This window comes from Parasphaerochaeta coccoides DSM 17374, from assembly GCF_000208385.1.
GTDB classification, from domain to species: domain Bacteria; phylum Spirochaetota; class Spirochaetia; order Sphaerochaetales; family Sphaerochaetaceae; genus Parasphaerochaeta; species Parasphaerochaeta coccoides.
Window position 1 is genome coordinate 1,005,237 of record NC_015436.1, and the last position, 27,000, is coordinate 1,032,236.

The 27,000-nt window shown below is 49.7% G+C and carries 23 protein-coding genes; 11 read left to right on the forward strand and 12 right to left on the reverse strand.

The annotated features are described in order from the left end of the window. Both SPICO_RS04480 and SPICO_RS04485 read right to left on the reverse strand, forming a co-directional pair. Complete coding sequence (locus SPICO_RS04480) at positions 1-957, reverse strand: carbohydrate ABC transporter permease (protein ID WP_013739488.1); 957 nt, start codon at positions 955-957, stop codon at positions 1-3. A 90-nt stretch (positions 958-1,047) separates the two neighbouring features. After that, a complete protein-coding gene (locus SPICO_RS04485; RefSeq protein WP_013739489.1) occupies positions 1,048-2,337 on the reverse strand; it encodes an ABC transporter substrate-binding protein in 1,290 nt (429 codons plus the stop codon). Positions 2,338-2,818: 481 nt separating this feature from the next. Here SPICO_RS04485 and trpB point away from each other — a divergent pair, with 481 nt between their 5' ends. After that, positions 2,819-4,063 carry a tryptophan synthase subunit beta gene (gene trpB, locus SPICO_RS04490; RefSeq protein ID WP_013739490.1) on the forward strand — a complete coding sequence of 415 codons (1,245 nt, stop codon included), beginning with the start codon at positions 2,819-2,821 and terminating at the stop codon, positions 4,061-4,063. Positions 4,064-4,161: 98 nt separating this feature from the next. Here trpB and SPICO_RS04495 read toward each other — a convergent pair whose 3' ends face one another. The 4 genes from SPICO_RS04495 to SPICO_RS04510 form a co-directional block, all read right to left on the reverse strand. Then, entirely contained in the window at positions 4,162-4,959 is a 798-nt protein-coding gene (locus SPICO_RS04495; protein WP_013739491.1) for an NYN domain-containing protein, read from the reverse strand. Positions 4,960-5,195: 236 nt separating this feature from the next. Then, complete coding sequence (locus tag SPICO_RS04500; protein WP_013739492.1) at positions 5,196-5,654, reverse strand: TM2 domain-containing protein; 459 nt, start codon at positions 5,652-5,654, stop codon at positions 5,196-5,198. Continuing rightward, complete coding sequence (locus tag SPICO_RS04505) at positions 5,641-6,030, reverse strand: hypothetical protein (protein WP_013739493.1); 390 nt, start codon at positions 6,028-6,030, stop codon at positions 5,641-5,643. Before SPICO_RS04505 ends, SPICO_RS04500 begins: the two co-directional genes overlap by 14 nt. Continuing rightward, entirely contained in the window at positions 6,027-7,103 is a 1,077-nt protein-coding gene (locus tag SPICO_RS04510; protein ID WP_013739494.1) for an SPFH domain-containing protein, read from the reverse strand. The genes SPICO_RS04505 and SPICO_RS04510 overlap by 4 nt, the downstream gene beginning before the upstream one ends. A 385-nt stretch (positions 7,104-7,488) precedes the next feature. On the opposite strand from SPICO_RS04510, the gene SPICO_RS04515 reads away from it, so the two are divergent. Further along, positions 7,489-8,823 (forward strand): acetate kinase, encoded by a 1,335-nt coding sequence (locus SPICO_RS04515; protein WP_013739495.1) that lies wholly within the window; start codon positions 7,489-7,491, stop codon positions 8,821-8,823. Positions 8,824-8,894: 71 nt separating this feature from the next. Here SPICO_RS04515 and SPICO_RS04520 read toward each other — a convergent pair whose 3' ends face one another. Together SPICO_RS04520 and SPICO_RS04525 are read right to left on the reverse strand one after the other, a co-directional pair. Continuing rightward, positions 8,895-9,452, reverse strand: coding sequence for a DJ-1 family glyoxalase III (locus SPICO_RS04520; protein WP_013739496.1), 558 nt, complete (start codon positions 9,450-9,452; stop codon positions 8,895-8,897). A gap of 26 nt (positions 9,453-9,478) precedes the next feature. Continuing rightward, positions 9,479-10,555, reverse strand: a complete 1,077-nt coding sequence (locus SPICO_RS04525; RefSeq protein ID WP_013739497.1) for a 3-deoxy-7-phosphoheptulonate synthase — start codon at positions 10,553-10,555, stop codon at positions 9,479-9,481. Positions 10,556-10,720: 165 nt separating this feature from the next. Here SPICO_RS04525 and SPICO_RS04530 point away from each other — a divergent pair, with 165 nt between their 5' ends. The 6 genes from SPICO_RS04530 to SPICO_RS04555 all read left to right on the forward strand — a co-directional run bounded on the left by SPICO_RS04530 (position 10,721) and on the right by SPICO_RS04555 (position 16,575). Beyond that, positions 10,721-11,566 (forward strand): tetratricopeptide repeat protein, encoded by an 846-nt coding sequence (locus tag SPICO_RS04530; protein ID WP_013739498.1) that lies wholly within the window; start codon positions 10,721-10,723, stop codon positions 11,564-11,566. A 303-nt stretch (positions 11,567-11,869) separates the two neighbouring features. Then, entirely contained in the window at positions 11,870-13,015 is a 1,146-nt protein-coding gene (locus SPICO_RS04535) for an ABC transporter substrate-binding protein (RefSeq protein WP_013739499.1), read from the forward strand. Between the two features lie 99 nt (positions 13,016-13,114). After that, positions 13,115-14,008 carry a branched-chain amino acid ABC transporter permease gene (locus tag SPICO_RS04540; RefSeq protein WP_013739500.1) on the forward strand — a complete coding sequence of 298 codons (894 nt, stop codon included), beginning with the start codon at positions 13,115-13,117 and terminating at the stop codon, positions 14,006-14,008. Beyond that, on the forward strand, positions 14,005-15,111 hold the full coding sequence (locus tag SPICO_RS04545) for a branched-chain amino acid ABC transporter permease (RefSeq protein WP_013739501.1): 1,107 nt from the start codon (positions 14,005-14,007) through the stop codon (positions 15,109-15,111). Before SPICO_RS04540 ends, SPICO_RS04545 begins: the two co-directional genes overlap by 4 nt. Next, the gene (locus SPICO_RS04550; protein WP_013739502.1) at positions 15,108-15,878 is read left to right on the forward strand and encodes an ABC transporter ATP-binding protein; all 771 of its coding nucleotides are present in this window, start codon (positions 15,108-15,110) and stop codon (positions 15,876-15,878) included. The genes SPICO_RS04545 and SPICO_RS04550 overlap by 4 nt, the downstream gene beginning before the upstream one ends. After that, positions 15,871-16,575 (forward strand): ABC transporter ATP-binding protein, encoded by a 705-nt coding sequence (locus SPICO_RS04555; protein WP_013739503.1) that lies wholly within the window; start codon positions 15,871-15,873, stop codon positions 16,573-16,575. Before SPICO_RS04550 ends, SPICO_RS04555 begins: the two co-directional genes overlap by 8 nt. Positions 16,576-16,664: 89 nt before the next feature. On the opposite strand, the gene SPICO_RS04560 is transcribed toward SPICO_RS04555, so the two are convergent. Both SPICO_RS04560 and SPICO_RS04565 read right to left on the reverse strand, forming a co-directional pair. After that, complete coding sequence (locus SPICO_RS04560; protein ID WP_013739504.1) at positions 16,665-18,473, reverse strand: AMP-binding protein; 1,809 nt, start codon at positions 18,471-18,473, stop codon at positions 16,665-16,667. Positions 18,474-18,496: 23 nt separating this feature from the next. Next, a complete protein-coding gene (locus tag SPICO_RS04565; protein ID WP_215904634.1) occupies positions 18,497-19,360 on the reverse strand; it encodes an MBL fold metallo-hydrolase in 864 nt (287 codons plus the stop codon). A 378-nt stretch (positions 19,361-19,738) separates the two neighbouring features. Here SPICO_RS04565 and asnS point away from each other — a divergent pair, with 378 nt between their 5' ends. Then, the gene (asnS, locus tag SPICO_RS04575; protein ID WP_013739506.1) at positions 19,739-21,130 is read left to right on the forward strand and encodes an asparagine--tRNA ligase; all 1,392 of its coding nucleotides are present in this window, start codon (positions 19,739-19,741) and stop codon (positions 21,128-21,130) included. On the opposite strand, the gene SPICO_RS04580 is transcribed toward asnS, so the two are convergent. Then, entirely contained in the window at positions 21,116-21,658 is a 543-nt protein-coding gene (locus SPICO_RS04580; protein ID WP_013739507.1) for a helix-turn-helix transcriptional regulator, read from the reverse strand. The genes asnS and SPICO_RS04580 overlap by 15 nt on opposite strands. A gap of 152 nt (positions 21,659-21,810) precedes the next feature. Further along, entirely contained in the window at positions 21,811-22,419 is a 609-nt protein-coding gene (locus SPICO_RS04585; RefSeq protein ID WP_013739508.1) for a DUF188 domain-containing protein, read from the reverse strand. A gap of 163 nt (positions 22,420-22,582) precedes the next feature. Here SPICO_RS04585 and SPICO_RS04590 point away from each other — a divergent pair, with 163 nt between their 5' ends. Both SPICO_RS04590 and SPICO_RS04595 read left to right on the forward strand, forming a co-directional pair. Further along, the gene (locus SPICO_RS04590) at positions 22,583-24,241 is read left to right on the forward strand and encodes a diphosphate--fructose-6-phosphate 1-phosphotransferase (RefSeq protein WP_013739509.1); all 1,659 of its coding nucleotides are present in this window, start codon (positions 22,583-22,585) and stop codon (positions 24,239-24,241) included. Positions 24,242-24,455: 214 nt separating this feature from the next. Further along, entirely contained in the window at positions 24,456-26,975 is a 2,520-nt protein-coding gene (locus tag SPICO_RS04595) for a beta-mannosidase (RefSeq protein ID WP_013739510.1), read from the forward strand. The last annotated feature ends 25 nt before the right edge of the window (positions 26,976-27,000 follow it).

A 27,000-nucleotide genomic window follows, 5' to 3' on the forward strand; every position in this document is an offset into this window, starting at 1 on the left:
TTATTTCCCCTCCTTTGTCTCATAGAACACCCAGTTGTCGGAAGTCTTGAAAATGATGGCGGTCATGACGCCGATAATCAGAACCAGAATCCAGGCCATGGCACTGCTGTAACCCATTTCATAATACTTGAAGGCTCTTTGGTACAGGTACAGGGCATAGACCAGCGTACTGTTGAGGGGATCGCCCATGCCCCCGGATACAACGAAAGCCTGTGTGAAGACGGTGAAGCCGTTAATCAGCTGCATGATCAGATTGAAGAAAATGACGGGAGTCATCTGGGGAAGCGTAATATGTACGAATCTTTTCACCCGTCCCGCGCCGTCAATTTCCGCCGCTTCATAATAGTCCTTGGGAACCTGCCGCAACCCCGCAAGGAAGATGAGCATGGAGGAACCGAACTGCCATACCGCCAGGATAATCAATGTCCAGATGGCTGTGTCAGGATTTCCTATCCATGATGTGGAAGCCGGGATGCCTATGGCATTGAGAAACGCATTGATTGCCCCATCCGCCATGAAAAGACGCCGCCACATGACAGCAATCGCAATGCTTCCTCCTACAATAGAGGGAAGGTAATAAATCATCTGATAGAAACGTATCGCCCGTGTACCGCGATTGAAAAGCATCGCGACAAAAAATGCAAAGACCAGGCGTAACGGCACAGATACAAAGGCGTAGAAAAAAGTGACCTTCAAGGACTGCCAGAACAATGTATCGCTGGACATGCGCTTGAAGTTGGCCAGTCCGTTGAACACGGGGGAAGCCAAGATATCATATTGCGTAAAGGAATAGTATAATGAAAAAAGAATCGGTATCACGGAAAATGCAAGGAAGCCAATCAACCACGGGCTTATGAATGCATATCCTGAAACGCTCGTCATCAGCCGCGCCCGTCTTGCTCCACGTGTCAGAGGTAGTGATGCATTCGACAGTGCGCCAGATTGTTTTTTCCCCATGAGCTTACCCCTCCCGACATTCGTGACTTAAAAAAACTATGGATACCTGGAATCAGGCATCCATAGTCAATTGGTGAAGAAACCTACATGTTACCTGGCAAGGATTGCATTCGCATCCGCCATAATCTTAGCAACACCTGCATCCACACTAACTCTCTTGCCCAGAATCTCCTGGGTGACATCGCGGAACAACTTCAAGACTTCTCCGGCAGGCGCAGGATCCGGGGGATCAATGGCGCTGGAATGCTGGGATGCCTTGGAAATGAACGCAAAGATTTGCTTGTTCACAGGATCGACGACCTGACTCATTGCGTCACGCACATCGTCCGGGATGGGAACTCCACGCTCACCGAGCAACACGGTATTGTTGAGCTCAATATCATTGAGGAAGAAGTTCAAGAAGCGTGCTGCTTCATCCGGATTCGATGCAGAGACAGGAATGGAGAAGAACATGGAAGGTTTCAAGAACGTACCCGGCCTCTGTGAACCATCTATGCGGGGCATCAGGGCTATCTCAACAGGGCGACCTGCGGCAGCCTGTTCAGCCACGACTTGGTTGCTCCAACCATAAGTAACCCATGACGTTCTCTTGGCAAATTCGCCTTCATCAGGAGAAACGGTAACGAACGCAATTTCAGGGCTGACCAAAGCGCCGGCATCAAGCAGGCGAAGCTGTACCGCAAAAAACTCGCGGAGTACCGTGGTGTCCGTGAAACCAAGACTCTTGCCGTCAGGCGCAAAGAACGGGTTGCCTGTCTGCCGAATCAGGTTGTCAAATCCAACCTTCGGATCCGTGGTGAAGAACGGGAGGGTCTTCACGCCAGTCTTCCTATAGACCTCCAGTGAGATGCGTTCAAAATCAGCCAGCGTCCATGTCGTATCGTCAAAGCTGATACCTATCTGGTCAAGGAGTGCCTTGTCATAGATGACACATACGGCGTTGGATCCCAGGCTGATGCCATACAGTTTTCCACCGACCCTGCCACCGGACAGGTTGGCGTCTGCCACCTTGCTCAGGTTGATGACTCCGGAATTTACATAAGGAGTCAAATCCTTGAGTTGGTTGCGTGTGACCCATTGAAGCATGTACGCATAATCATGCTGCATCAGGTCAGGAAGATTTCCAGCCGCCGCCTGGGTGTTCATCTTATCCCAATATCCTGCCCACCCTGTGGTTTCTGGTTCAATAGTCACTTTCGGATTTGCTGCCGTGTATGCGTCAATGGCAGCATATGTCTTGGCATCACGTGTTGGGTTTCCCCACCACGCCAGGCGCATGGTAGTTTGCGCAGCACTCTCCCGTGCTCCTTGGGCAAATACAAATGCTGGAACCAGCAATAGTACTACTACCAAAGAAATTACAATGCGAGCTTTCCTCATTTGTCACCTCCGTTTTTAAACATCTCCAGCCTCATGCTGGATGACAGTTTTCCAGTTGTCAACAACATTATTCTTTCGGGTTGAATTATGACGAAATTGTGCATTTTTTTGATAAAATATTCCTATAATCAATCTTTTAACAAAATTGCTGAAACGAAACACAAAAACAAAAATCGTCTTCTAACATATTTTAATTTGTGAAGATACATGTGATTTCACACATCATCCTTGTTTTTCCCGGAATAGTTTTTCTGTAGTAGCCATTAGTATGATTTATCCATTTTTTTATTTGTATGATACCTGTCAAAATTCATATGAAATTTTCATCTACATGGGATTGCTACTTGACAATATGTTTCTATGTACAGTAACGTAAGTCCATCACATGACAAATCCGCACAGAGTTCAGCACAGGGTGATGAGGCGCGTACTCGCGGGCAACATGAGGATTTACAGTAAAACAAAATAGAGGAGTCATACAATGTCAGCAAAAAATTTGGTCACGGGAGGCATCTCCACGGAAGGATTACCACGGGAAGATGGTTTTTTCGGTGAGTTCGGCGGTTCATACATCCCTCCCCGGCTTCAGGACGTGATGGATGAAGTGACACGCACCTACAAAAAAATCGCTGCTGATCCCGCGTTCATTGCTGAATTCAACGACCTGCTTATCCATTATGCTGGACGTCCCTCTCCCGTATATCACGCGAAAAGACTGTCCGAACATGCGGGAGGCGCCCAGATATATCTCAAGCGCGAAGACCTGAATCATACCGGAGCCCATAAGATTAACCACTGCATAGGAGAAGCATTGCTCGCCCGCAAGATGGGTAAGAAAAAAGTCATTGCGGAAACTGGCGCGGGACAGCACGGAGTCGCCCTTGCCACGGCCGCCGCCCTGATGGGACTGGAATGCGACATCTATATGGGCGCCATAGATGTAGCCAAGGAAGCTCCCAATGTCAGCAGAATGAAAATCTTGGGAGCCCGTGTCATAGAAGTTACACGAGGGACGCAATCGTTGAAAGACGCCGTTGATGCCGCCTTTGAAGTCTATCTCGATGATCCTGAGACCCAGCTTTATTGCATAGGTTCGGCGGTCGGCCCACATCCTTTCCCCATGATTGTCCGTGACTTCCAGAGCATCATTGGAAGGGAAGCACGTGGACAGTTCATGGAGATGACTGGTCATCTGCCCGACGTCGTCACCGCATGCGTCGGCGGTGGCTCGAACGCCATAGGAATCTTCAGCGGTTTCCTTGAAGATACGGACGTGGAACTTCATGGCGTCGAACCCGCTGGAAAAGGACTGGAAACTGGCAGGCATGCCGCGACCATGACCAAGGGTTCTGTCGGCGTACTCCACGGTTTCAAGAGCTACATCCTCCAAGATTCGCAAGGAGAACCTCTACCTGTGTATTCCATTGCCAGCGGACTGGATTATCCGGGAGTCGGTCCTCAGCATAGTTATCTCAAGACAATCGGACGGGTGCGGTATGAAACCGCAACTGATGCGGAAGCTGTTCATGCCTTCTATGCTTTGAGCCGTCTGGAAGGCATCATCCCTGCCCTGGAATCATCCCACGCAGTAGCCTATGCTCTCCGTCATGCCAAGGAACTGGGAAAAGACAAGAGAATATTGGTGAATCTTTCCGGACGGGGAGACAAGGACATAGACTTCATTATGGAACATTACCCTTATGAGGGAGATGTACCGTCATTATGATGGGGAGCGGAGTGAATAAACAAATCTGGTGAAACCGAAGTCATGATTCCCGGTGATTTGGAGAGCATCGGGAACATGAATGTCTACGACTCGACTTGTCAGCTTACGGAAACACCACCTGTCAGCTTTCGGATTTCAGGGTGTCCCTTGTCGCCTTTTCTGCGTTCGATGATGCGTTTTTTTTCGAACTCTCCCAGGAGATTGCCCCATGTCTTGTATGAGCTGCGTCCGATGATTCGGCTCTTATCCATCTGATGGCACCGGGATCCGATGAGACTGACGTACTGCCATGCATCCGGCTCAATCGTCTCCAATATTTTTTCCATGATGCCATAGACAATAGCATCGTTCGTCGGTCCCTTCGGCTCATCTTTCTTCGCCTCGACCTTTCCTGCATTCCTTCCGCCAGTGTTTTTTTCCTGAACTCCCGTGAGAAAATCCTCCAGGAGCAGGATTTCATCACAGCAATTGTTGAAGATGGGCTTCGATGCCACCGACTCCTTGGTAACGAGATAGACTTCCTTGCCATATTTGCGGAGCATTTCCATGATGACTGTGAAATCAGAATCCGATGTGATGAAGACATAGCGGTCGATGGATGGCGTATTCGTAATGATTGTCTCCAAGGCTTCGAGTGATATGATGAGGTCGGCTCGGTTCTTATAGGCTGATGTAATCGGCGGTGTGTCGCGGATGATGAAATTATATTCTGCCAGTTTTCGTTCCAGTTTCTTGATGGCAGAGCTGTTGCCGCATGCCATTTTAGTAACGAATATGTTTTCTTCGTCATCCTCCGCATTGTGTTTCAATGTCAGTTCGTCAAACAGGTTCTTTACATCCAGATTGGCCGGAATATTCTCCAAGTCAATATAGACGGCATTGTTCTTTCTTTTCATGACGCACCTCTCGCTCCCCCACTGTACCATATATCCTCAACCAGCGCATCAATCAGCTATGACGGGTCTATGAATCGTCGCCAATATCCCGACTGTACAGGAGCTTATATAGTCTTCATTACTGAGACGATGCGAAAGAAAGAGCATTAAGCGTTCCGCGATGCCGTCAGAAGGTCTTTCGAGGGGCGCGAAAGACCCATATTCCATAACCACCATACATTATCAGGCGGACTTCGCTAACGGGAATTATACTCCCGAACCTGGCTGGGCAATGTAACCAGATTGATGAAGCACATGAGTCCCAAAACCAAAAAACACATTATGCTCAAAGCAAAATTATCAAACGAGCGGATACCCAGATATCCTGTGGCGGTAAGCAGGAAATAGAGGAGCCATGTCTTCTTTTCCAGGTATATTTTGTGTCCGCCGACCCACCACAATGAAAATAAAAGAAAATACGCTACGCCAAGAGACTTTACGTTTGTATTCTGTGGCGAAGGCTGTAGGACTTCGGATGGAGAAGCTTCCACATAAACAATTTTTTCTATGATTTGTGGAGGAGCTTGCCTTTCAACCACCTTAACGATGACTTCCGGCTCTTTTTTTGCCTGTGTTTGCACTGCCGAAACGCGAGTTCCGCAATATTTGCAATGCTCATCGACAAACTCACGCGCTCCACAATTAGGACATATCATCTCTGACACTCTCCTGACTATCTCTTTTTCCAACAAACAGAGTCACGGTGGCAACAGCAAAATAAAAAATTGATACCCCAGTATGTACCACGGAGTAAGCTCCAAATCCGGCCAATCCCCAAAGAATCTGAATCATGAACTGGAGAATAAAGTAAGCTACCGTCCCCCAGTGCAGGAATACAAAGAAACCCGCCTTGTATTTTCGTGCAAAGATGAAATCGAACACTCCCACCAAAATCAAGATGCCTATATCAAAAGCCAATGCCCCGATATGAAAGGGAATCAGGAAATATATTGAGAGAACATAACAGAAAAAAACAGTGATTACGGAAATGATTGCCATGAAAACTAAAAAAAGTCCTTTCTTATCGCTCATGCCTCACCTCTCAGTTCATTCCCACAGTAGCTGCAAAACTTAGCTCCTATAGCCACGTTTTCTCCACATTTCTCACATTTCTGCGAACGCAATGATTTTCCGCAATCACTACAGAACTTTGCATCAGGCAGATTTATTGCCTTGCAGAATGGGCATTCTGACTTTTTGCCTTCCACAGATGCCGGAGACGGCAGAACCTCATTCTTCCCCATGGCCTGCCCCATACCCATGCCAGCGGCAAAACCAACTCCTGAAGACGCAAAGATGCCTGCCACTCCTGACTCATTGCCTGCTGCTGTCTCGTAGACATCATAGCTACGTTTCATTGCATACTGTTGACCATAAGCGCCTATCTTGAGCATCTCGTTGATTTCCGCAAAATCTTCATCGGGGAAATTGATGGACTTAATGAAAAAACTAGTGACGTTAAGTCCGTATTTTTCCATTTCCTGTGTTATACCTAAACGGACATCAGTGCTGATGGTTTCCATTTCCGTGGAAATTTCCAATGCTGACACTTGTCGTTTGATGATGGTGTTTGCAATGCTCGTCTTCAATTTCAGTTCAATCAAGCCTTTGTAGAAGCCAATGACCCTGTCCATCCTGACCCAGCTGTCCTGTGGAAGCTCTCCAATGACCTCCCTGAAAAAGGTTTGAAAGTCCTCAATCTTCAGCCCCATCTGTCCGAACGCTCGTACCCGTAGTTGCGTCTTATATTTCGGATCAATGACCTTTATTGGATCGCTTGTCCCCCATGCAACATCCAGCTTTTTGGTAATATTCACAAAATAAATTTCAGCCGGAAAAGGAGATGTCCGCGAAAACCCAAACACTCGCCTTTTTTCAAAGATTGAGGAAACAAGTTTTCTCAACAATGGCAGATTATCAGAATTCAAAGAATACGAACCAGCACGGAAGCAATCATATATTTTGCCGTTTTTCACGACAATCGCCCCTTGGCCCTCCCCCACTACAAGTTGAGAACCGATAAGGACATCTTCTGTCACCGGATAACGATAAATAACCCAATTACCATTGGCAAGACCATCAAACTTCACGATTTCCAGCTTCATGTCACTCTCCTCTCCCTGTAGCTGTGTACCGGCGGCGTACCCATGGTGTCCGTGAGTTCCCCCTCAATCATACTTCCTGACGAATGAAGCATACCTACTTCTCATACGACTTTCAACAAAAAAAGCCTGAATTTTCCACCGCGCAAGTCATGTTCATTAAACGTTGAACAAACTCTTGGGAGAAATACAAAGTTTTTCCTTGAGTGTCACTTTTTCGGGGATGATTTCTCTTTGGCTTGTCTTTTTTTTCCTTTTTTTCGTGATGTTTTTCTTATGTCCGACAATTGATTTTTAAGCCCCGACATGTCACAATGATGTGGTTTTTGTGGTCATGTCCGGCCGCAAAATATTTCAAAAAGATTTTCACATGCAAGGAGTTAATCTCATGGTAATTCTCACCTTGAACTGCGGTAGTTCATCAGCCAAGTATCAGGTCTATGACTGGGACGCCAAGGATGTCCTGGCTGTCGGAGTCGTAGAAAGAATCGGTCTGGAATATTCCACTATTGAACATCAGGCTCTTGGCAAGGATGAGTACAAGACTCAGTTTTCCTCACCTACCCACAAGGAAGCCATTGAGTTGATAATCTCGATTCTCCAAGACAAGCAGTACGGCGTCATCGACGATATTTCCAAGATTGGTGCGGTAGGCCACCGTGTCCTGCACGGCGGTGAGAAATTCAAGAAATCCACCCTTGTCACGGATGAAATACTCAAAAGTTTGAAAGAACTCGTCACTTTGGGACCTCTCCATATGCCCGCGAATATCATGGGTATAGAAGCCGCACGCAAGGTCATGCCGAACGTCCCCCATGCAATCGTCATGGATACCGCCTGGCACCAGACCATGCCGCCTGCCTCCTATATGTACGCGGTTCCCTATGAATGGTATGAAAAGTACAATGTGCGTCGCTACGGTTTCCATGGAACAAGTTTCCTCTATACGGCAAAAAGAGCCTCCGTCCTGCTGGGCAAGGCACCCAGGGATACCAATGTAATCATCTGCCACATAGGCAACGGCGCGTCAATCTGCGCTGTAAAGAATGGAATCTGTGTCGATACATCAATGGGACTCACTCCTCTTGAGGGACTGGTCATGGGAAGTCGTTCCGGTGACCTCGACCCCGCCATCCTCCCCTACATCATGAACCTGACTGGCGTCACATCACAAGAAATCGATACCCTTCTGAACAAGAAAAGCGGTCTCATAGGTCTTTGCGGACGGAGCGACCGGCGTGATGTCCAGGCCGCCGCGCAAGCCGGTGATGCCAAAGCACAACTCGGCGTCGATTTGGAATGCCACCGCCTCAAGAAGTACATAGGAGCCTATATGGCGGAAATCGGCAAGGTCGATGCCATCGTCTTCACCGCCGGAGTCGGCGAGATGGGCGGACATATCCGCTGGTGTTCCTGCTCCGGCTTGGAGAACCTGGGAGTCAAACTGGACAAGAAGAAAAACGAGATTGCCCATTGCCGGAATGCCGAGTTTGAAATCAGTACCGATGACTCCCCTGTTAAAGTTTTCGTCATCCCCACCGATGAAGAACTTGTCATGACAGAAGATGCCTATGCTCTCATGGCCGGTACATATGATGTCCACACCAATTTCCACTATTCATTTGAGGACAAGACTTATGTCAACAAGGCGCGTGCCCGTGGTTTTGCCAAGAATCTTGAGACGCGCCCCGAACTGAAGGATATACTCGCTTCTCCGAGATGACCCCAGGCAAGGATTAGGCAAAGGGAATGGCCGTGCAGTCTTTTCAGGCTGTACGGCTATTTTTTAGTGATTTATGCCCGATAGATGAGTGAAGCAGCCAGTTGAGTCGCTTTCTCACTACCCATGAGGGCTGTCACAATGGCCAACGCAAAGTCTATGGCGGTTCCGGCTCCACGCGAAGTGATGACCTTACCATCAGTCAGAACAGCCTGTGTCCCGAACGCCACTGACGGAGCCTGATTCTCCGTACCCGGATAGCCTACGGCCTTATGTCCGTCAAGATAGCCATGAGCGCCAAGGACATACGCTGGAGAAGCGCAGATTGCCGCCAGATAGCCGCCCGCCGCACGCGTTGCGTCAAGCAAAGCAATGACATCGGCACTGGCAGCCAGATTCCTCGCTCCTGGCATGCCGCCGGGCAGCACTACGGCGTCACAGGCTATCTCCCTTGCTTCAGCCAAAGTCATGTCACATTGCACTGTCAGTCCATTAGTGCCGACTACTGAAACACCATCAAGCCCTGCCACAATGACCCTGACGCCAGCCCGGCGCAGAATATCAATCGGTGCCACAGCTTCGATTTCCTCGAAACTTTCTGCAAGTGGTATTATGACAACTGGAATATTCATGTGTCCCTCCTGAAAATTGGAAAAACTCAAAAAATAGGTGCGCTCCGGCCATCCGACCGTGCATCTTTCAACATACGGTATGCCTCAGTGACAACTGTCCGTGTCTCATCCCATCCCATACAAGGATCGGTGATGGAGATTCCGTATTCCAATGCCATGGGGTCATCTCCCAACGATTGGCACCCCGGCCGCAGGTTACTTTCAAGCATGAATCCCCTGATGGACGTCTCGCCCCAGAGAATCTGTTCAAGAATGGAACGCAGGACTCTCTTTTGCCTGCCGGGTTTCTTATTGGAGTTGCCGTGGCTGCAATCAATCAGAATTGAAGGATCAAGCCCCGCCTGAGTCATGAGGCGCGCGGCATTTTCCACGCTGTCTTCATAATAATTGGGACCGGTATCCCCTCCCCTGAGTATCAGATGCCCGCAGTCGTTTCCAGTAGTTCGCAGTATGACGGTATTGCCATGCTTATCAATACCAATGAAGCTGGCGGGACTGGCGGCAGAACGTATCGCATTGATTGCATTCGTCAAATCACCGCTGGTACTGTTCTTGAATCCGACGGCCACGGAAAGACCGCTTGCCAAGGTGCGATGCGTCTGGCTTTCGGATGTCCTGGCGCCTATGGACGACCAACTGATCAATTCGTCTATGTACTGGGGGACAATGGGGTCAAGAACCTCACAGCCCACCGGCATGCCCATGCTGGTAATCTGGAGCAAGAGCCGTCTGGCCACGGTGAGACCTTTCTCAATGTCATAGCTGCCGTCCATGTCGGGATCAAGCACAAGCCCCTTCCATCCCAGGACAGTCCGAGGCTTCTCGAAATACGTGCGCATAACAATGTAGAACTCATCTTCCACTTCCTGAGCAAGCTCCTTCAAAAGCGCAGCGTACTCAAGTGCGGCCTTCTCATCGTGAATGGAACACGGACCGATTACAGCAAGCAACCGACGGTCGCGCCCCCGGATGATGTCATTGACTGTCCTCCGGGAACGGGAGACTTCTTCGGCAAGCTGTTCGGTCACAGGATAATCACGAACCAGTCCGGACGGTGGAACAAGCGAGTCTATCCGTTGGATGCGTATGTCACTGTTGTTCATGGAAACCTCATATGAAGTATATCATGCGGCGTACTTGCTCTACAACCAAGGAGCATCCATCTTCTTGCCATTCTTCTCCCTGGACTTCTTCTTTCACACGACAGACTGGATTTTTGTACATTCTTTGGTTATTTTATGGAAGACAATACCACAAGGAGCTGGCATATGAAAAACACACCCCATGTCTTTCTGGACAGGAACAATAATATCACAGATCCCAAGCTCTTTGCCCAATTGCAACAGCAGCAACTCTGGCGCATGCAGGAGAAGGTAGCTTTGTTCAACGCATTGGGACCTGAGCATCCGGGAACCATCGACGCAATGTTGCGTCTTGCTGATTTGAAGACACAACTCCAGGATTTCGATGAAGCCCTGACATTGACGAAAGAAGCATATGAACTTCGTTCCCGTGTATTCGGAACCAAGGACAAGGAAACACAGGAAGCTTACATCTCTCTCGCGGATGCCTATTTGAACGATGGCAACCCGGTGCAAGCCAAGAAAATCGCCCAGGAAATATTGACGAACAGCAACGCCCTCGACCTGGATGATTTCCTGATGGAACTGGATGCAAAAGAAATACTTGCTGACGCTCATCAGGACTTGAAGGAATTTTCTTCGGAAACTCGCGTCCGCCGGGAACTGGTTGCCGACATGGAACAGATATACGGTCCCAACCATCCGGATACAGTGATGTCCGTCGGGACCTTGGCAGCCAGCCTCCAAGGTAATGGACAGCCGCTTCAGGCAATTCCTCTTTATCAGAGAGTTCTGGAACAAATGAAAGCTGAGCAGGATTTCACTTCAATGGTGGAAATCCTCATTGCCCTTTCCTTGTGTTATCAGGAGAACGGACAGAAGGATCAGGCATTGGAAAATGCCCGTGAAGCCGTTCATCTCAGCAGGAATCTGCTGGGAGATTCAAATGAGTCCACGATGAACGCCCTGAAAAACTTGGCGGAAATATCCATGAACGGAGAATCTCCCACGCCTGCCGGCATCATGCTGTGAGGTAGATTTATCTCATCCAAAGAAAGATGATTTCTTCAAATGAAGGGGTATATTTTTTATATTTACCTCAAAATGCCCATATGCTGTTTTAATTTTTCTGACATCATGCACAGTATATCAGTTTTTATTTACGATATCGTCAATTTTTTTCTCAATTTGTATAAATATGCATAATTTTGCATAAAAATCCTCTTGCTAATTGAACATAAAAGTACTGAAAGTTATAATTCCTCAAATATTCGCGTACAATTTCCGGAAAAAATCCTTGGGGAAGGGAACGGGAATCCCGGAAAAGGAGAAGGTATGAGAAAGCTTCTTACAGGTCTGCTTATAATGCTTTGTTTGTTTGCTGTCGGTTGCTCACGCAACAAAACTGACAACAAGGATTCCGATGTCATCAAAATCGGAGTCTTTGAACCAATGACGGGAGCCAATGCCGCAGGCGGTATCATGGAGCTTGAAGGCATTCAGCTGGCCAACGAACTGTACCCCACAGTACTTGGCAAGAAAGTTGAGCTGATTATCGTTGATAATAAGTCAGACAAGGTCGAAGCGGCCAACGCAGCAACGCGACTAGTCGAAAAAGACAAGGTCAATGTCGTCCTGGGAAGCTGGGGAAGCTCGCTCTCCATGGCAGCCGGCCCCATTGTTGAGGAAGCCGGCATCCCGGCAATCGCACTTTCAGCGACGAACCCCCTGGTCACGCTTGGCAATGACTATTATTTCCGGGTTTGTTTCATTGATCCCTTCCAGGGAACGGTCATGGCCAACTATGCCTACACCAATGTCGGAGCCCGTACTGCGGCGATTGTACAAGAAATCTCCAACGATTATTCCGTCGGCCTTGCACAGTATTTCACAGAATCTTTCAAAAAGCTGACCGGCAATGAAAACGCCATTCTTGGTGTCAGCAACTACACCACCGGAGACCAGGACTTCTCCGCCCAGCTCATCACTCTGAGCCAGAAAAACCCCGATGTCATCTTTGCCCCTGGCAACTACACAGAAAGCGCACTCCTGATCAAACAGGCTCGCGAGCTAGGAATCACCATTCCTATCCTCGGTGGTGATACCTGGGAGACACCTGAATTCCTCACTGTCGGCGGCGCAGCAGTTGAAGGTTCGGTTCTCTCGACTTTCTACACTACAGAGACAGCCATGACTGAGAACTCAAAGATATTCCTTGATGCTTTCAGGGCAAAATACGGCAAGGAACCTGCATCTGTCGCTGCGCTTGGTTTTGACGGGTATCTGCTCGTCCTTGACGCAATTGAAAAAACTGGTTCCACAGACCCTAAGGTGATTCGTGATCAGATTGCCAGCACAAAGAATTTTCCAGGTGCCGCTGGAACCATCACTCTCGATGAAAACGGTGATGCCGTGAAGGATGCTGTAATCAAGGTCGTCAAAGACGGTGGTTTTGTATACAGCGCTACGGTATCCCCTTAATCCTTCTCTGAGCCCAATGAATGGCCTGACGCCACGTTCAGGCTATTTCTCCAGCCAATTGGAGCGGTACGATAATGTGCCGCTCCTTCAGGAGCCTGCATGAGTTTCCACATATTTCTGCAACATCTGACCAACGGCTTATCTTTGGGAAGTCTCTATGCCCTCGTGGCAATCGGTTACACTATGGTATACGGAATCCTCCGTCTGATAAATTTTGCCCATGGCGATATCTTCATGTTGGGAGCCTATTTCGCCTACTATGCTATTTCAGTGTTCTTCCTTCCCTGGTGGGTGGGAGCCGTCGTTGCCATCGGGTTGACTTGTGCGACAGGCCTTCTCATAGAACGCGTCGCCTACCGCCCTTTGAGGAATTCTCCCCGCATATCAGTCATGATCAGCGCTATCGGCGTTTCTTTTTTCCTGGAAAACCTCGCCACTGTTATCTTTGGGGGGAGACCCAAGGCATTCCCTGTACCAGCCGTCCTGGGCAAGTCAATCATGATTGGTAAAGTGTCAATCATGCCCGTATCCCTGATTATCCCCGTTGCGACCCTCGTTATCCTCCTTGCCTTGATGTACGTCGTCCACAGAACCCGGACGGGCATGGCGATGCGGGCGGTTTCGCGCGACTATACGGCGGCAAAGCTGATGGGCATAGATGTGAACCGCATCATTGCCATAACTTTTGCGACAGGTTCCATTCTTGCCGCCTTTGGAGGAATCATGTGGGGCCTCAAGTACCCTCAGCTCCAGCCTCTGATGGGCGTCATGCCCGGTATCAAATGTTTTATCGCCGCCGTCCTGGGAGGAATCGGCAACATCATGGGAGCTGTTCTGGGAGGGTTGGTCCTCGGATTGGCCGAAATATTGATTACGGCATTCCTGCCTGCCCTTTCCGGTTACCGTGATGCCATAGCATTTGTCATCCTGATAGCCATTCTCCTGCTAAAGCCGTCCGGAATCCTTGGTACGAAAGTAACGGAGAAAGTATGAAGAAAATAATGAAGCAGCATATGTCGTTCTTTTTCTCTCGGAAGAAGATACTTCCCACAGTGGGGGCAATCGCCGTTTTCCTTGTGTTTCTCGCCATAGCTCCTTCCATCCTGGGAGCGTTCGAGCTGAGAATCTTCAACCTCTGCGGCATCTACGTCGTCCTCGCGCTCAGCATGAACCTTATCAACGGTTTCACAGGACAATTCTCGTTGGGTCACGCCGGCTTCATGGCTGTCGGAGCCTATGTTTCCGCCTTGCTGACGATGAGTCCTGCCACAAAGAGCGCTGTGTACTACCTCAAACCGATCGTACCCTTTCTGGCAACTGTTCAGGTGCCATTCACTGTTGCTCTGGTCATGGCTGGTCTTGTCACGGCGTTGGTCGCAGCCCTCATTGGAGCTCCCGTGCTCAGGTTGAAGGATGACTACCTTGCCATTGCTACCCTCGGTTTCAGTGAGATCATCCGTGTCGTATTCACCAATCTCCAGTCCATCACCAATGGTTCTCTCGGATTGAAGAATATTCCCCGGTACACTACCATATGGTGGGCGTGGGGTACTGCCCTCTTTGTCATCGCCTTCATGGTGCTCTTGATCAAGGGAAGTTATGGCCGCGCATTCAAGGCAATCAGGGACGATGAAATCGCTGCCGAAGCGATGGGAGTGAATCTCTTTTCCCACAAGCTCGCCGCCTTCATGATTGGAGCTTTCTTCGCTGGTGTAGGCGGTGCCCTGATGGGCAACCAATTGGGAGCCATCGACCCCAACATGTACAAGATATCACTGACCTACAACATCCTCCTGATTGTCGTACTTGGAGGCATTGGCAGTATCACAGGCTCAGTGATCTCAGCTATGGCTGTGACCATCCTTATGGAACTTCTTAGACCATTGGATGAAAGTATGAATGTCTTTGGTCTATTTATCATTCCGGGCATTCCCGGCATGCGCATGGTGGTATTCTCCGCCATATTGATGTCCATAATCCTTTTCTATCAACGAGGAATCATGGGAAACAAGGAATTCTCCTGGGAAGCAGTTGCCCGGACATACACAGCAATCCGTAACAAGATGCGGACACTTGGGAGGAGAAAAGCACAATGACTGTACTCCACACACAGAATATGAGCATCTGTTTCGGCGGATTGACCGCAGTCATGAACCTCAATCTGGCTTTGGAAGACAAGGAAATCGTTGGCCTTATCGGTCCAAATGGAGCCGGAAAAACCACGGCGTTCAACATGATTACCGGAGTATACGCTCCGACATCGGGAGCTGTTTTCCTCGGCGACAGAAACATCTCTGGTTTGCGGCCTGATGTTATTTCCAACCTTGGTATAGCCCGAACCTTCCAGAACATCAGGTTGTTCCGGGATATGTCCGTGCTTGAGAATATCCTGGTCGCAGGACATCAACGGCTGAAGTCTTCTTTGTTCGCTTCGGTCGTCAGGTTACCGTCATACCATAGGGAAGAACGGCATATGTTCGAGAAAGCACGAACCCTTCTGGAAGCAGTCGGTCTGTCAGACCTGGAAGATGAAAAAGCGACGAGCCTCCCCTACGGAAAACAACGCCGCCTGGAAATAGCACGGGCACTTGCCACGGAACCGTCCATTCTCCTGCTTGATGAACCAGCAGCTGGAATGAATCCTCAAGAGTCACGGGAACTTACTGATTTCATTGGACAACTCAGAGAAAAATTCGGCCTGACTATCCTCTTGATTGAACATCACATGCAGGTTGTGATGAGAGTCTGCGAAAGAATCTATGTCTTGGATTATGGGCAAACGATAGCAGAGGGAAAGCCTGAAGAAATCCAGCGAAACGAACGAGTGATCGAGGCTTATCTGGGAGGACAGGACAATGCTTAGTATACGAAACCTGGATGTGCATTATGGTGGAATCCATGCCCTTCGGGGTATTTCCTTTGATGTGCCGGATGGGAAAATCGTCACTTTGATTGGAGCCAATGGCGCCGGAAAGTCCACGACACTCCATGCTATCATGGGACTACTTGATACTGTTCACGGTTCCGTGTCCTATGACGGGCAAGAAACGATGGCCTGGACGACAAAACAACGGGTCGAAAACCGACTGATTTTGGTTCCTGAGGGGCGACGCATATTCCCCGACCTGACAGTATTCGAAAACCTGAAGCTTGGAGCATACACACGCAATGACCATGATGTCATTGAAAGAGATTATCAGAAAGTCTTCAGCCTTTTTCCTCGGTTACAGGAAAGATGCGGACAGAAGGCAGGAACTTTGTCCGGGGGCGAACAACAGATGCTGGCGGTGGGAAGAGCCTTGATGTCTTCTCCCCGTATGCTCCTGATGGATGAACCGTCCCTGGGGCTGTCTCCTCTTCTGACAGCCGAAATCATCCGCATCATCACAGAAATCAATAAGACAGGAGTGACCGTGTTGTTAGTCGAACAGAACGCCCGCGCCGCTCTGGAGATAGCAGACTTTGCCTATGTATTGGAGACAGGAGAAATTTCACGGCAGGGAACGGGCGCAGAACTACTCGCGGACAAGAGCATCATAGCCGCATACCTGGGAGATTGAGATATAACACTCTCACAAGAGACATAAGAGCAGTTGATGGGAACCAGCAAACTCTAATGAAGTCAAAATATTCAACCGAGTTCATCGTCCTACGTTTCCGCTGTTTCTGGCTTCTTCGTAATCCGTCCCAGTGCATTGTACAAATAACGCTTGATTTTCTGGGTCGGAGTCCGTTCAAACGGTTCATCCTGCAAAGCCACGGAACTGATGCGACTGTATGCTCCCAACTCTTTGTTCACCGTATCCCGCAACCGCTCAAGATATTTATAAATACTTTCCTGGGTATCTTCCAAGCTCATCTGCATCTGTTTGGCATAGGACTCCATGTCCAGCTTAATCAAGGCAATGAGTCCCTTTCCTTCCGGAAGGACAAGACTTTCCTGGACAAAGTTCTGTCCATTAATCAGGGATTCAATCGATTCAGGATAGATGTTCTCGCCGCCGGAACCAAGTATCATCGTCTTGAGACGGCCACGTATGCCCAGTTTCCCTTTAGCGTTCAATACGCCAAGGTCGCCTGTACGGAAGTAGCCGTCTTCCGTGAATGCTTCGGCGTTCAACTCCGGATTCTTGTAGTATCCGACCATGACACCAGGCCCTTTGACGTGGATTTCTCCGACACCCGTTTCCGGATTCTTGTCATCTAAGCGGACATCCAGATGGGGGACGATACGTCCGATATGGTTCAGCACATGTTGGGCAGGTCCGCATCCTGCTATGAGAGGACTGGTTTCTGTCAGCCCATAGCCAATGGCATAAGGAAATCCCGCTTTATGAAGAAATTCCTCGACCACAGGATCAAGGGGTGCGCCACCTATTCCGAAGAATTTCAGATGACCTCCGAACGTAGTCATCAACTTGCTGCCTATGAGCCGGTAGACAAGCCGACGGGTCAACGGGTTGTGGATAAATTTCTTAATCGGGCCTTCTTTTCCCAGCACCGGGACGACAGCAGAACGGTAGACTTTCTCAATCAGCAACGGAACACTGAACATGACATGGGGACGTATTTCTTTCAAGGCAGGCATCAGGATGCTGGCGGCAGGAGTTTTTCCCAGATAATGAATCTCCATGCCGCACATAAGAGGCAGAAGCTGGCCAGGCGTAAATTCGTAGACATGACTCAGGGGAAGGATGGATAAAATTCTCATTCCCGCTTTGAGCTTGATGAAAATATCAGTGGATACATCAGCGTTCCATATGAGATTACGGTGGGTCAGCAACACCCCTTTTGGCGTTCCTGTCGTACCGCTCGTATAGATGAGGGAAGCAATGTCATTCTCAAGGGGAATATGTTCATCAATACGGGCTTCAATGGCTTTGTCACGTTTTGTCCGGATGATATCACGTCCGGGAGCCGCAAGAAAGTCATCTTTCTTCCGTATGGAGGGAATCACCAGCGGAGGGATGAAAAACATGTCTTCCAGACGAATCATGAAACGGGATGCGTCCGCATGGAGCCATGGCAGGCATTTCTCGACATTGCGTGCATTGACGGCAATACCTTTCGCTTCACAGTGAACCAAGATTTTCTCCACATCCTTGGCGGGAAAGTCCGGCAAAATGGGAACCGCGACCGCTCTGATACCAGTGATGCCCAGATACATCCGCATCCAGCCTGTATTGCTCTCCGATAGGATGGCAATACGGTCTCCCGGATGTATGCCTGCGGCAAGCAGTTGAGCTGAAACGCTCCGCACATGGACCCTCAGCGCATCGTAGGTCACGCCATCATTCTGCCTGTAGGTCGTAAGGGCAAGACGACCTTTGTATTTCTTGGCGATGGTATCCACCAACGCTTTCATGGTGAACTCCGGTACGGTTTTTTTCTTAAGCCGCTCTCCATCATATCCATGTGAAACGGAAGCCACTTCCACCTGCCAGTTAATCTGTTCCATTCTCACTCCAGTAACTGCCGCCCTCATAGAGGACAGGCCAGCTCATCGCTATATATCTTTCCACGCTCACATACAGTGAAGCTGGTCATGTTCCACATCTGCCCTCCAGCCTGCTCCGCAAGCAGGCCAGGGCTGTTGTTCACCACCGACAAATGGATGAAATACACCCTTCTCTCACGGGGGGCAAGATTATTCTGCGTCGTGACAATATGTCCACTGCGCCGCAGAAAATCAAAAGCCTGAGTATTTGACAGATGCCCCCATGCTCCTTCAATCCTTTTTTGCAACCGCAGCGGATACGGTCCGCAATGGAGCATGCGCTCATCATAATTTGCCTCAAGGAACAGTACATCGGCGGACAATGCTTCTTTGGCCATATCCTCGGTCCATGCGCCCGTATCGGTCAGCACCATGAAACGGCTTCCGCGTCCATGGTCGATTATCCATCCCATGGAACCACGGCTGTCATGTGTCGTCTTGAACCCCCATACGCTGAACTCACCGACATCGACGGTTTCCCCTTCCGATACCAGAAGTACGCTTTTCTCTGGAACCCGTAACTTTGACCAGACGACAGTTTCCCCGGCGACCGCCTCCCGTCCGACCACCAGCGGAACAGGAAGGTTCCGTGTCAAGACGCCGATTCCACATGCATGATCCGGGTGAAGGTGTGTCAGAAAAACCTTCCTGACGGCTTCCAGGGGAACACCGACATTATCGAGACGTTTTTTCAGCTCCCTGAGAGAAAAACCACAATCGACCAGAATAGCATTTTCCCCGTCAAAGAAAACATACGAATTTCCCGAAGAACCACTTCCCAGGACGGCATATCTCATCATGTTCATTCTATGATAGTAGTCACAAGAGCCAGCTAAAGGAAAGCCCATTTCATGTACTCTTTTACATTCGTGCGCAGGCATATGCTGCTTTTTGACCATATCCTTTCTCCAGCACTGTTTCCTTTGAAGGATAATACATATAATACACCTCATGGACAAGTTTATTCTGACAAAAACATGAGAATGTCAAAAAAAACTTTTCCTTGTCTATATCCTCCCGTCCATGGCTGCGCCGATGCGGATTCAAGAAAATTCCACGGATAGAGAATGACTACCAGAAACGCAAAGGACAACCAAGGGAAATCAAGATACGCGCACGCCTTGCGCAAATTTGTGGCAAGCTTGACTACCCATGGCTGAAACAGAGATAATGATGGGCACTTCATGGGACGCTTGTCCCTGTATTCCTCAAGGAGCTTCACTGCCATGTTCGATTACACACGTATTTCCGATTTAGTGAAAAAAGAACCTTCCGACCAGATAGTCGCAGCCCAAGGTTGGGTACGCACAAAGAGAGATGGCAAAACCGTAAGTTTCCTTGAGGTGAATGATGGATCCTGCCTCAAAGGTCTCCAGGTCGTGATTGACCGAGCGAAAATTTCCGATGATATCCTTGCACCGGTCACGACCGGCGCATCGGTAGTCTGCCGTGGGCGCATCGTTGAGTCCGCAGGTGGAAACCAGCAGGTGGAAATGCAAGCGGAGGAGATTATCCTTGTCGGTGCCGCGCCGGTAGACACCTACCCTCTCCAGAAAAAACGCCATACCCTTGAATTTCTCCGCGAGATTGCCCATCTCCGTCCCAGAACCAACCTGATGGGCGCGGTGATGCGGGTCCGCAACACCATGGCCTATGCCGTCCACACCTTTTTCCAGGAAAGAGGCTTTGTATACGTCAATACTCCCTTGATCAGTACCGCAGATGCCGAGGGTGCTGGAGAACAGTTCCATGTCACGACCCTCGACCTTGACCATATCCCGCGCACGGCGGATGGTGCCGTCGATTACACAAAGGATTTCTTTGGCAAGATGGCCAAGCTGACGGTCAGTGGGCAGCTTGAGGGAGAGACGTATGCCATGGCTCTGAAGAACATCTATACCTTCGGACCCACCTTCCGCGCGGAAAACTCCAACACCACCCGTCATCTGGCGGAATTCTGGATGATAGAACCCGAAATGGCTTTCTGCGACCTGGAAGGCAACATGCAAATTGCCGAGGAATTCCTCACCTATGTCCTCCGGACAGTCCTGGAGAAACATGAGGATGACATGAATCTGTTCTCCCAGTTTGTTGAACCCGGACTCAAGGATACCCTGTGGCAGGTAATAGAGGCTCCTTTTGCGCATATGACTTACACTGATGCCATCGCTGAGCTAAGCAAGAACAACAACAAATTCGAGTATCCCGTTTCCTGGGGCAGTGATATGCAGAGCGAGCATGAGCGTTTCCTCACCGAGACAGTATGGAAAAGACCGGTCATCGTGACAGATTATCCTAAGGAAATAAAAGCCTTCTATATGAAGCTCAATGACGACGGAAAGACAGTACGGGGCATGGATGTCCTGGCTCCCCGTCTGGGAGAAATCATTGGTGGTTCCGAACGTGAAGCACGGGTGGATGTCCTTGAGGAGCGCATGAGGGAATGTAACCTTAATCCCGAAAACTACTGGTGGTATCTTGATCTGAGACGTTTCGGGACAGTTCCCCATGCTGGTTTCGGACTGGGCTTCGAGCGTGCTGTCCGTTATGTGACTGGCATGCAGAACATCCGGGATGTCATCCCCTTCCCCCGTGCCGTGAAGTCAGCCGATTTCTGAACGTACCACCCAAGCTGCAAGCTGACTGCTAGAGGATAATCCAGTCTTACGATAGATGTTGCGGCGGTGTGCCGCAACCGTTGATTCTTTTACTCCCAACTCCCATGCAATTTCCTTACAGGTCATGCCGTTGGCGGTAAGAGAAGCTACCTGGCATTCCCTGGCACTGAGACATATGGCCTCTCCTGAAGGAGAATGGAATGAGTATCTTCCCTCTTTCGGGACGCTTTCATGAACTTCCCCTCCAATTTCAGACGTGATGACCTCCATTGAACAGTCTGCCTTGTTTCCATTGCGATCCAATAACATCCCTTTGCAGGATGCATCTGGGAATATCTGCTGACAGACAAAGAGTGCAAGCTGTACATCATGCGTGGACTCTCCCGTGCAGACTATCTCCCGGATGTCTTTCAGCCTTGTGTCCGGAGAAGCTTCTCGGCCGGGAAAACCTGTCTGGTTCCGATATTCAGACGTTGCCATATGGTACATCGTACCGGAATCAACATGGAGTCCGACTGATACTGCCATGATTATTTTTTCCATGATGAACAAAGAGACACGGCTTGCCAGCGTCTTGTTTCACAGAAAGTACGATGTTCCGCAATATTATTGCCTTGAATTCCACTCCCGGCATGGCGCAAAAACTTTGCGGCATTCCCCTGTTTCGTCCGCTCCGATAATCAGTTGAGCCGAACCGGTGGGACAAGGCACAAAGAAGGATGCTCCCGGAGCAATGCGCTCAGGCGTGTGTCCAGAGCGGCTGCAAAAGATTGTATGTCCGCCGTTGTCATCCGGCGAGTGCGTTCAGCGAATATCCCCGCTTCCCGCAGGTCAGTCATCATATTACGGGAAGATAGTCTTTCGCCTACTGTCGATGCGTCATAGACACCCCCACGGTCATCAAGGACGGTAACCCCGCGTCGAGCAAGGCGGGCAGCCAATGGAACATCCCTCGTCACTGCTATCATACCGACTTCGGCATGAGACACAATATATTCGTCAGCGCTATCGGTTCCAGAGGTGACAACAATCATCATTACAGGACTTTTAATCTGTCTCAAATCAGACTTGTCGATTCCCGGTTTATCCTCCATGATCAACTCACGAAGTACATGCGTATGGGATGCGATTGCCTCCATGACATCAGGTAATTTCCTGTCAGCGACAAATACTGCCCGAACACCGGCACGCATCGCGGCACGGAGCAGGATGACACGAAGCTGGCGAGGACAGGAATCGGCATCGACCCAAAGGGCGACCGGGACATCAAGGGATACGGAAGGAACCATGGGTTCATCCTACCATATGCTGCCATTTCTGTCTTGCCATTCCGTCTCTTGTCGCCTTGCCAGATTCAACATGACAGCTTGAAAGAGAGCGACAAAAGAATTACAGTCTACCTGTACGGTTTTCCTGTACATTTTTCCCAGAAAAACAAGGAGTCAGATTCCCATGAATATTTCCCCGTTGCAAAAAGCCAGATATGAGTACAACCCGAAGCTCCCCGCCATCCTGAGAGGCAAGCTGACCAATCTCTCCCCGGTTTCCGGAGAGCCCACCTGTCCTGTCGCCGATGCCGATAAGATCAAGGAATTCTGTCCCCATACGTGCTTTCTCCCTGCGGTTTCTTTCGTAGAAGGAAAACATGAGGGATTGACCCGCGCCATGACTGTTGGCGTCATCCTTTCCGGCGGTCAAGCCCCTGGAGGACATAATGTCATCAGCGGACTTTTTGATGGCCTCAAGGCTCTCAACAAGGACAACAGGCTGATAGGTTTCAAAGGCGGTCCCAGCGGACTCATTTCTGATTCCTTCATTGAAATCACTGAAAAATTTCTTGCGCCATACCGGAACACCGGCGGCTTTGACATCATAGGCAGCGGTCGAACCAAGTTGGAGACTGAAGACCAGTTTGACAAATGCATTGCCACCTGCCGTTCCCATGGAGTGAATGCCGTGGTCATCATAGGCGGTGATGATTCCAACACCAACGCAGCCATCCTTGCCGAATATTTCATCAGGAAGAACGCCGGTATCCAGGTCATTGGATGTCCCAAGACCATTGATGGGGATTTGAAGAATGACAATATCGAGATTTCCTTCGGTTTCGATACCGCCACGAAAACCTACAGTGAATTGATCGGCAATCTTGAAAGGGATGCGAACAGTGCCAAGAAGTACTGGCATTTCATCAAGTTGATGGGGCGCAGCGCCAGCCACATTGCCTTGGAGTGCGCCTTGCAGACACAGCCTAACGTCACTTTGATCAGCGAGGAAATTGAAGAAAACAAGACTTCCCTCTCTGATGTCGTTGACTACATTGCCTCCGCCGTTGCCAAAAGAGCGGCGAATGGCAACAACTTCGGTATTGTCCTTATTCCTGAAGGTCTGGTTGAATTCATCCCTGAGGTCAAGGCACTGATTGGCGAGCTGAACGACCTGCTTGCCAAGGAAGGCAATGCCTATTCCCTGCTTTCCAATGATAAAGCCCGTCAGGAATTCATTGCCAGCCATCTCAGCACGACATCAGCGACGGCTTTCGCTTTTTTGCCAGATGGCATCCGCAAGCAGCTGTTGATGGACAGGGATCCTCATGGCAATGTCCAGGTATCCCGTATTGAAACGGAAAAACTTTTGATTGAGCTTGTAACCCAGAGACTTGCTGACTGGAAGAAAGAAGGAAAATTCTCCGGATCCTTCAATGCTCTGAACCATTTCTTCGGGTATGAAGGCCGCTGTGCGTTCCCTTCTAACTTTGACGCCGACTACTGCTACAGCCTGGGCACCAATGCCGCGCTGCTCATTGCGTGTGGTCTGACCGGATACTTGTCCTCCATCACGAACCTCTCCGCCCCCGCCGACCAGTGGAAGGCAGGCGGAATACCCGTCACCATGATGATGAACATGGAGCAACGCCACGGCGAACAAAAGCCGGTGATAAGGAAAGCCCTTGTAGACTTGAAGGACAAGCCCTTCACGTATTTTGCACAGCATCGGGACACATGGGCGGTGGAAACAGCCTACACGTACCCCGGAGCAATCCAGTATTATGGTCCGGCAGAAGTATGTGACAGACCGACGATGACCCTGCTTCTGGAGCAAGGAAAATAAGCGGAGTGATACAAGCGTCTTAGAATCACGGGGGTGTTGCAAAATCATTATGCAATGCCCCTCGTGTTTTCCGCATTGTTCATCTCACTCTTAATCATACTCTGCACTTCCGACAATGTTTTCTTCCTTCCCATCCTTCTTCTCACAAAGTCCATAGGACAGCGGATGTCCATGTGCTATACTTTGACAAGTACATTCCAAGGAGCGTCATATCATGGAAACACTATCGTTGTCCGGCGAATGGAGGCTGTCGCCCCTGTCTGCCATGGACACAGAAAAATATACACGATTCTTTGCAGATTCAAGCACTGACGGAAGAACAACGACCATTCCCTGCAAGATTCCCGGAGACATCCATACGGCACTTCTCGAACGCCAACTGATTCCTAATCCTTATTATGATACCTTTGAACTGGACACCCTGTGGGTGGGAAAAACTGACTGGAAGCTCGCCAGAAAATTCCCTGTGACAGCCGACCAGCTCCAAGGCTCCGTCGCCCTGCTCAATCTCATCATGGCGGATACGTTCATTGAAATCAGATTGAACGGAACCCGCGCGGGAATCTGCCATAATCAATTCCGCCATTGGTCCTTTGACATTACACGCCTTCTCAAGGTTGGTGAAAACTTGGTGGAACTCATCTTCACCAGCGCGGAAAAAGTCGCCGTCCGCAAAGCGCAAAAAACAGAATACATGCATCCATATTCAGAATATCCGACCAGCAGCAAGAACCGGAACATGATCAGGAAGGCACAGTGTCACGGCGGATGGGATTGGGGGCCGAACATTCTTGCCCTCGGTATTTACGACAACATTTCCATCGACTTCATGCCTACGGGAAGGATTGAAGCAGTGACGACACAGCTTCGTCCGCAAAAAGAAAATACATGGGATGTGGAAGTTTCCATTGTCTACAGGGCGGTTCGCAAGGCACAAGTGACTGTCGCCGCACATCTTAAGGATGGCGAAGCATCACAAAGCCTGACGGTGAAACCCGGCATCCAAACCCTGCGACTGAACTTTCAGTGCCAAAACGTCGAACGCTGGTGGCCAGCCGGTCATGGCTCTCCTATCCTCTATCCCCTGATTGTGAACGTCGGAGACCAGAGCGTAGAAAAACGAATCGGCTTCCGCACCGTGGAAATCATCCGAAAGAAAGATAAAAGCGGAGGATCCGCGATGACATTCCGCGTCAATGGCAAGGACATCTTTGCCAAAGGCGTCAACTGGATTCCTCTCGATGCCCTTCCTTCCCGACTTTCGCGCGAACGGTATGCCCAACTGCTCCAAGACTGCGTTTCGGCAAACATGAACATGATCCGACTCTGGGGTGGAGGCATGTACGAGAAAGATGTGTTCTATGACCTCTGCGATGAAAAAGGACTCCTCATCTGGCACGACTTCATGTTCGCCTGTGCCACCTATCCCTCCGACCCCGAATTTCTCGCCGATGTGGAAGAAGAAATCCGTTACCAAGTCACCCGCCTGCATGACCATCCTTCCATTGCCCTGTGGTGCGGAAGCAACGAGAACCTGGGAGCCATCACATGGTATGAGGAGTCCCGCAAGAACCGTGACCGTTATGTCGTTGACTATGACCGTTTGACGGAAGGAGTCATCGGACGACTCGTCAGAGAACTTGACCCGGACCGTCCCTGGTGGCCTACAAGTCCCTCCGCCGGTCCCGGCGACTGGTCGGACAACTGGCATGCGGACTCAAAGGGGGACATGCATTACTGGACAGTCTGGCATGAAGGAAAGTCATTTGACGCCTACTATGACATCCGTCCCCGTTTTGTCAGTGAATTTGGCTACCAATCATTTCCTTCTCTTTCAACAGTCAAAACGTATGCCGCAGAGGGACAGCGGAACCTGACAAGTCCCGTGATGGAGCATCATCAGAAAAATGAACGTGGCAATGCCATCATCCTGGAAAACTTTGCCCGCTACTTCCGTTTCCCTACTTCATTCGAGAACCAACTGTATCTTTCCCAAGCACAGCAAGCCTTGGCAATCCGTACTGCGGTCGAGTACTGGCGGAGCCTGATGCCGTGGTGCATGGGTGCCTTGTATTGGCAACTCAACGACAACTGGCCTGTAGCTTCATGGTCTTCCATAGAATACTCAGGCAAGTGGAAACTCCTTCATTACGCCGCGGCGCGTTTCTTCGCGCCAATTACTCCAATTGCATACGTGAAGGACGGATTTCTCAAGGTATTCGTTACCAACGAGGGCGACGCCGTCATTCCGGACGCTGAAATAACAGTAAAACTCCGCCGTTTCAATGGTGAGAAAGTTCCGTCACGGATATTCAGGACGAATCTCGGAGCAAACTCCGTCACGGAAATCTGCTCCCTGCCTCTTTCTGAACTGGTCGCAAATCCACGTGATACCTTTGCATATGTCACGCTCAGCGTTGGACAGATATATAGGGAGACGACCGTCCTTTTCGCCTTGCCCAAGGAATGTCAGTTTGAGGAGCCCGTAATCAGCCTACAAGTCGCGGAAGTCTCCGGAGGATATGCCATCACACTCAGGTGCAAGAACCCTGCGTTCTGGGTTTCCCTTGACGCAGAAGACATCACGGGCAGGTTCAGCGATAACTTCATTGACCTACGACCTACGGCGCCCAGAACAATCCAGTTCACTCCCAAGGAGCCCTGTTCGCATGACCAACTCATTCGACATCTGAAGATATATGACCTGTATTCATCAGGACGGGAGAAGGCATGAAACATCTATCTTTACCAAGCCTCAT

Bases quoted from the DNA above. Each gene is read 5' to 3' on its own strand.
- SPICO_RS04525 (WP_013739497.1), bottom strand. From the start codon at position 10,555: ATGAACAACAGTGACATACGCATCCAACGGATAGACTCGCTTGTTCCA.
- SPICO_RS04505 (WP_013739493.1), bottom strand. From the start codon at position 6,030: ATGAGCGATAAGAAAGGACTTTTTTTAGTTTTCATGGCAATCATTTCC.
- SPICO_RS04500 (WP_013739492.1), bottom strand. From the start codon at position 5,654: ATGATATGTCCTAATTGTGGAGCGCGTGAGTTTGTCGATGAGCATTGC.
- SPICO_RS04540 (WP_013739500.1), top strand. From the start codon at position 13,115: ATGAGTTTCCACATATTTCTGCAACATCTGACCAACGGCTTATCTTTG.
- SPICO_RS04510 (WP_013739494.1), bottom strand. From the start codon at position 7,103: ATGAAGCTGGAAATCGTGAAGTTTGATGGTCTTGCCAATGGTAATTGG.
- SPICO_RS04550 (WP_013739502.1), top strand. From the start codon at position 15,108: ATGACTGTACTCCACACACAGAATATGAGCATCTGTTTCGGCGGATTG.
- asnS (WP_013739506.1), top strand. From the start codon at position 19,739: ATGTTCGATTACACACGTATTTCCGATTTAGTGAAAAAAGAACCTTCC.
- SPICO_RS04485 (WP_013739489.1), bottom strand. From the start codon at position 2,337: ATGAGGAAAGCTCGCATTGTAATTTCTTTGGTAGTAGTACTATTGCTG.
- SPICO_RS04595 (WP_013739510.1), top strand. From the start codon at position 24,456: ATGGAAACACTATCGTTGTCCGGCGAATGGAGGCTGTCGCCCCTGTCT.
- SPICO_RS04515 (WP_013739495.1), top strand. From the start codon at position 7,489: ATGGTAATTCTCACCTTGAACTGCGGTAGTTCATCAGCCAAGTATCAG.
- SPICO_RS04585 (WP_013739508.1), bottom strand. From the start codon at position 22,419: ATGGTTCCTTCCGTATCCCTTGATGTCCCGGTCGCCCTTTGGGTCGAT.
- trpB (WP_013739490.1), top strand. From the start codon at position 2,819: ATGTCAGCAAAAAATTTGGTCACGGGAGGCATCTCCACGGAAGGATTA.
- SPICO_RS04535 (WP_013739499.1), top strand. From the start codon at position 11,870: ATGAGAAAGCTTCTTACAGGTCTGCTTATAATGCTTTGTTTGTTTGCT.
- SPICO_RS04560 (WP_013739504.1), bottom strand. From the start codon at position 18,473: ATGGAACAGATTAACTGGCAGGTGGAAGTGGCTTCCGTTTCACATGGA.
- SPICO_RS04545 (WP_013739501.1), top strand. From the start codon at position 14,005: ATGAAGAAAATAATGAAGCAGCATATGTCGTTCTTTTTCTCTCGGAAG.
- SPICO_RS04520 (WP_013739496.1), bottom strand. From the start codon at position 9,452: ATGAATATTCCAGTTGTCATAATACCACTTGCAGAAAGTTTCGAGGAA.
- SPICO_RS04590 (WP_013739509.1), top strand. From the start codon at position 22,583: ATGAATATTTCCCCGTTGCAAAAAGCCAGATATGAGTACAACCCGAAG.
- SPICO_RS04530 (WP_013739498.1), top strand. From the start codon at position 10,721: ATGAAAAACACACCCCATGTCTTTCTGGACAGGAACAATAATATCACA.
- SPICO_RS04580 (WP_013739507.1), bottom strand. From the start codon at position 21,658: ATGGCAGTATCAGTCGGACTCCATGTTGATTCCGGTACGATGTACCAT.
- SPICO_RS04565 (WP_215904634.1), bottom strand. From the start codon at position 19,360: ATGGGCTTTCCTTTAGCTGGCTCTTGTGACTACTATCATAGAATGAAC.
- SPICO_RS04480 (WP_013739488.1), bottom strand. From the start codon at position 957: ATGGGGAAAAAACAATCTGGCGCACTGTCGAATGCATCACTACCTCTG.
- SPICO_RS04495 (WP_013739491.1), bottom strand. From the start codon at position 4,959: ATGAAAAGAAAGAACAATGCCGTCTATATTGACTTGGAGAATATTCCG.
- SPICO_RS04555 (WP_013739503.1), top strand. From the start codon at position 15,871: ATGCTTAGTATACGAAACCTGGATGTGCATTATGGTGGAATCCATGCC.